Annotated in this window: 2 protein-coding genes; both read left to right on the forward strand. The window is 38.0% G+C overall.

Annotated features, from left to right (window positions below; all coding sequences use genetic code 11):
- The first annotated feature begins 47 nt into the window (after positions 1-47).
- Positions 48-3329: a hypothetical protein gene (locus tag G457_RS21650; protein WP_155847174.1), complete on the forward strand. Its 3282-nt coding sequence runs from the start codon at positions 48-50 to the stop codon at positions 3327-3329.
- A 1-nt stretch (position 3330) separates the two neighbouring features.
- A partial coding sequence (locus G457_RS0114890) for a DUF6443 domain-containing protein (protein WP_026947176.1) occupies positions 3331-5567 on the forward strand: 2237 nt, incomplete at its 3' end.

The following is a 5567-nucleotide window of genomic DNA, read 5'->3' on the forward strand; positions in this document are numbered from 1 at the left end:
GGGTATTGACAATAAGAAACCTCCCTATTTCCTTTAAATCAAAAACGATGAAATTTCGAATAGCACTTTTATTTTCATTTATCTCTGGCTTTACATACGGCCAAGTCAAAGAGGGTAGGTTGAAAAACCTTTCAATAGAAAGTTTTAATCTTCCATTTAAGGATACGGTTTCATTTGACACATTAAAAAGTCTTCAAGGGTTTTTCTTTGAGCCATTTAGTTCAGTGGAACCATTCCGGGAAATGCAAGTACCACCCTCTCCCCAGATGGCTTCATTAGGTAAGTTTGGGGAGATTCCAGTAAATCACTCTACAGGTGTAGCGAATGTTTCAATTCCCATCCATTCAATTTCAGTAAATGGCTATACACATGAAATAAACTTATCCTATCATGGAAGTGGTATCAAAGTGAACCAAGTTTCTTCAAATGTGGGATTAGGCTGGGCATTAAATCCTTCAGGGGTTTTAGCAAGGACCTCAAACAAAAACACAAATGATAATTATGGGGAAATTCTTCAACTTCCATCAAATTTTTCAAGTTTTAATCCCAATATTTCTTCAAGCTCCTCTTTTTCAGTCAGTCGAAACAATGCAGATTATATGTGGGCACATGATGGCCTAAACAACTGCATCGATACTGAACCGGATATTATCAATTTTAATTTCGGGAATTATTCAGGAATCATGGTTCCGATCTATCAGGGTAACTTTAGAGAAGTTCCATACAAAGGATTTACAATCAGCCAATCAGCGAATTCATTTATTATTTATGACAAGAACCAAACCAAATTCACCTTTGATGTTTTTGAAACCAACTACCTTCCTCCAGGATGTCCCGGTTCTTTATATATCAGCTCGGAAGGATGTGTCAATTCAGGTGTTTATAACAAATCATTTTATTTATCCAAGATCGAGTCGAAAGAAGGGGGTACGATTCTCTTCACGTATGAGGATGAAAACTACACCTATGCAATAAACCGATTGGAACAAAAGTACTCATGGGTAACTGGAAATGGTTGTACACCGGATTCCAATCTTTTAGACCAAAATTGTATACAAGAAAGTACTGTTTCGGGTAAAAGACTCATCAAAATTGAAACTTCAGAAAACGAGGAGATACTATTCAAATATAAAACAGAAGCCACCTCTGATGGTAGCAGAGAAGATCTTCCAGGCACAAAGGCCCTCCAGTATATAGAGATTTATGATAAAGGAAGCCAAAGTCCTGTAAAAAGAGTTGAGTTTAAAACTTCCTATCACACATCTTCTGGCTCAACTGGCCCTAATCACAAATCGGAATGGAACAAGAGGCTTAGATTGGATCAAGTGGTAATTGATTTTGACCAAATTTATTCCTTTGTCTACAATGGTAATCTTTCTCCAAGATTGTCTTATGACCAGGATTACTATGGATATCATATTTATAACTCCGTTTACAGTTCGATTCCCTATCATCCTACCCATAATGTAAATGGGGCCAGTCGAGAGCCCAGTTCATCAAGGGTTACAGCTGGGCTTTTGAACAGGATTAATTACCCTACAGGGGGGTATTCGACTTTTCAATATGAACAAAACATAGTTCGGTATGGTGGCCAAAATAAGGTTGGGCCCGGGGTAAGGATAAAAAGAATAAACTCCTACACTGACAACGGAGCTCTTGCCAAGTATATGGATTACAAATATCTGCAGGACGGATCATTAAATTCCTCGGGAGTGATTGATAATATCCAATCAAATATAAATTTTATAGACCTGCAGTCTCAGCTTCAGCATGATATAGATACTGGTCCATACCGGCTTGAATGTGATTTTTACCTGCTAAGCAGTGATGACCAGCAATCATCCTTTTTTGGGAGAACATATCATGTGACCTATACCAGAGTCGAAGAAATAATCAATGATGGAAGCCAGGGAAAAACCGTATACCATTTTTCACAAATTGGAGACTTAGTTTCCAATCCATCTTATTCAATAGCAGACATCAATTATGATTGGACCTATGGTATACCCACTAAAGTGGAGGTCTTTAAAGGTAGTGGCACTTCTTTGGAAAAAATTGAGGAGAAAACTTACGAGTATAAAACTTTTATAACAAACAACTCAAGTTTTTCTTCTTATGCGGGGCCAAGTTCAAACTATTCATTTGGTATGAAGCTGAATAGATTGCGGTCTGAAGTATTTCCTGGGCAGCAATGGCAGTTTAAGCCCGCAATATATCGAGTCTATAAATACGGTTATGTTTCTGCTCTTTTCTCAAAGACAAAAGAGAACACAAAAACTTTCCGAAATGGAGGTGTTTTAGAGTCCGAAGTTCTTTATTCAATCGATTCGCTCAATAATCAGATAACAAAAGAGCTTTACAGGAATTCAGTGTCCCCAAGTGAGGCGAAAGCCAGGTATTTTTATTATACCAATGATATCGGAGGACAGAGCTTCTATAGTATTTACAATCAGCCAATCCTGTATTTGGATAAAAAAATCAGAAATGGATCAGAGTATACAATCGGGGGAGAGTACTTTCCGATTACCTCAATAAATGGAAAACTTCTAAACCAAAAGGCCTATACATTAGAATTAGAGCATCCTGTAAGCTCTTACAGTTTAAATCTTGCCAATCCAGCTTTAAGTGTTGGTTTTAGACTAACAAACGAGATTTTGGAATATAACTCAAATAATTATCCTACACTGATTTCCACAAATCAAATCAAGACCAAGATTTTGTATGATTATCATGACACAAAGGCTGTTGCAATACTCAATAACTTTGAAGGAACGAGCAACGATGTTGGATATACGAGTTTCGAGTCAGATTATAAAGGAGGCTGGACCTATACAATTCCATTTTTGCCTTTAGGAAGTTTAGGATATACTGGGAAAACTAGTTTTCCTGTTTCAGGAAATTCTATCAGTAAGTCAGGACTGTCAACTTCTAAAAGCTACATTTTATCATTTGCAGTAAAAAAGAACGGTTCCTCGACACCAAATCTAGTAGTAAGGAAAAACGGGGCTGTAATCACGGATTCAGGTATTTCAAATTCTGATATCGGTTCAAACTGGATAGTATATCAATATTTGGTATCCGGGGCCAGTTCCGTTCAAATTGAAGGGAATGGAATATTGATTGATGAATTAAGGATTTATCCAAAAGAATCTACCATAACCACCTTTGGTCATATCCCTTTTGTGGGGATTAGTTTTCAGAATCCAAATGAAATGACACCTGTAAACTATTCCTTTGATTCACAAAGAAGACCGTCCATAATTGAAAATGGTTACGGAGAAAGAATCAAACAGTTTTTTTATCAGTACAAGGCTCCTTTAACTTATTGATATGAAAAAGTTTCTAATTATCCTGCTGGCAATGTTTACTGCCCTAAAGGGGGAATCACAAAACATTCCCAACTCGGTTTCTTCTGCTATCGCATCTAATCCGGAATCTCTGGCAATTTCCTCTATCGGGTCATCAACAAATATCAATGTAGTAAGAGAGCTTACCTTCAACCAACCCCTGCAACTTGTATTCGGAAACCTTACAAAAGAACAGGCCCAAACAGTCACTTATTATTTTGACGGTTTGGGTAGACCACTTCAGGAGGTTTTCTTTCAAATATCCCCAACAGGAAAAGACTGGGTAAAACCTTACACTTATGATGCTTTTGGTAGAGTGAAATATGGACTTTTAGCCTACCCTTCCACAACGACAGCGGGTAAGATCATTCAAAACCCCGGATCAAATTATACAGGAAGGTTGGCTTCTGTCTATAATGGAGAAGGAAATTTTTTCACCCGTTTAGCTTATGAAAATTCACCCAAGGACAAAGTATTGAAGAGTTCCTCTCCCGGTAATTCCTGGTCTGGATCCAATCGAGGTTTAGAGTCTACTGAGCGAATGAATTCTACCTCAGATTATATCAGGAAATTTGAAATAGCTCCTGGTCAAACCACACCAACTTATCTTGGGACCTACGGAAACAATGAGCTTTTTGTCAATAGGACTATTGATGAAGATGGAAAAATCTCGGAGACATTCACAAATTATCTGGGGCAAAAGATCCTGTCAAGAACAGCTGCTATCTCGTCTCCGGGAACCGGATTTTCACATTGGCTATGGACTTATTATATCTATGATCATAAAGGAAGGTTAGTTTACACCCTTATGCCGGAAGGGACCCATTTATGCAACAGTGCTCAAAATTGGAATATTGAGGCATCAACTATTAAGGGACACTATTTTAAATACTTCTATGACAGCAGGGATCGGGTTTACCAAAAAAAGATTCCTGGTGCTGACATCAGTGAATATGTATTTGATCATTTGGATCGTGTGGTCATGGAACGTAACGGTCTCCATGAAGAATCGGGGTATTGGATGGTGTATAAATACAATGATTTCAATGAAATAAGTATTGTGGGAAGATTAAATAGCACCTCATCAAGGGCAACATTTCAATCTAATGTAGATGCAAACAGTGATTACATTGCGAATCTTTCACTCAGCTCTACCGACCAATCAAATATTTTCGGAAATTATTCATTTGCTGGAACTACCCATACCTTTAATTCAAGCTTTAATTCTCAATTCACATCTCCGCCAAAACCAACCAAGGCTATACACCGTAGATTGACAGGCAAAAGGCTTAAAATTGATGGAACGGGACTTTACATTACTGAAGTGTATTTTTATGATGATAGGGGTAATTTGATCCAAAAAAAGGTACTCAATCATAAAGGTGGAACAGATTGGACCACTTTTGAATATGACTTCAGGGGAAATATTACCAAAAGTTACCATGTCCAGAATAATCCATCTGCTGGGAGTAACTCTACCATTACTGTTTTGAAAACCTTTACATATGATCATGCCAACAGGCTACTTTCAATTTCTCAGAAAGTAAACTCAAGACCGGAACAAACCCTGGTGTCTTATTCCTATGATGAATTGGGCCAATTAGTCGAAAAGGATTGGAATGGGCTCCAGACGGTCGATTATAAATATAACCCCCGGGGTTGGTTAACTCATATCAATGATCCAAATCTGTCTCAATCGGGAGACACCTTTGGAATGCAGATTTTTTATGACTTTGGGTACGGGTCCGTAAATTACAACGGTAATATTTCCGGAATCCAATGGAAATCTTCAAGAGATGGCATGAAGCGGAGCTTTGGATTTAACTATGATCAGCTGAATAGAATAAGCCAAGGACATTATGTCCGGTTTGGAACTTCCTGGAATCAGGAATCAGGGAGATACTCCCTTTCGGGAATCACCTACGACAGAAATGGAAATATCAATACTCTTAACAGACAGGGGAAAACTTCAAATCCAGGCTCATTTGGTGCAATTGATCAATTAACCTATAGCTATGCATTCAACAGAGTGACTAAAATCGAGGATGGTATCAGCAGTTCATTTGGGTTCGGCGATTTTAAAAACGGGGCCAATGTAACTACTGAATATGAATATAACGACGCAGGATCCATCAAGAGGGATAGGAATAAAGGGATTACAAGTATTAGTTACAATTTCAACAACCTTCCGCGGGTTATCCAGTTCGGAAGTTCCTCCAA

This window comes from Algoriphagus marincola DSM 16067 (genome assembly GCF_000429405.1).
Taxonomy (GTDB): domain Bacteria; phylum Bacteroidota; class Bacteroidia; order Cytophagales; family Cyclobacteriaceae; genus Algoriphagus; species Algoriphagus marincola.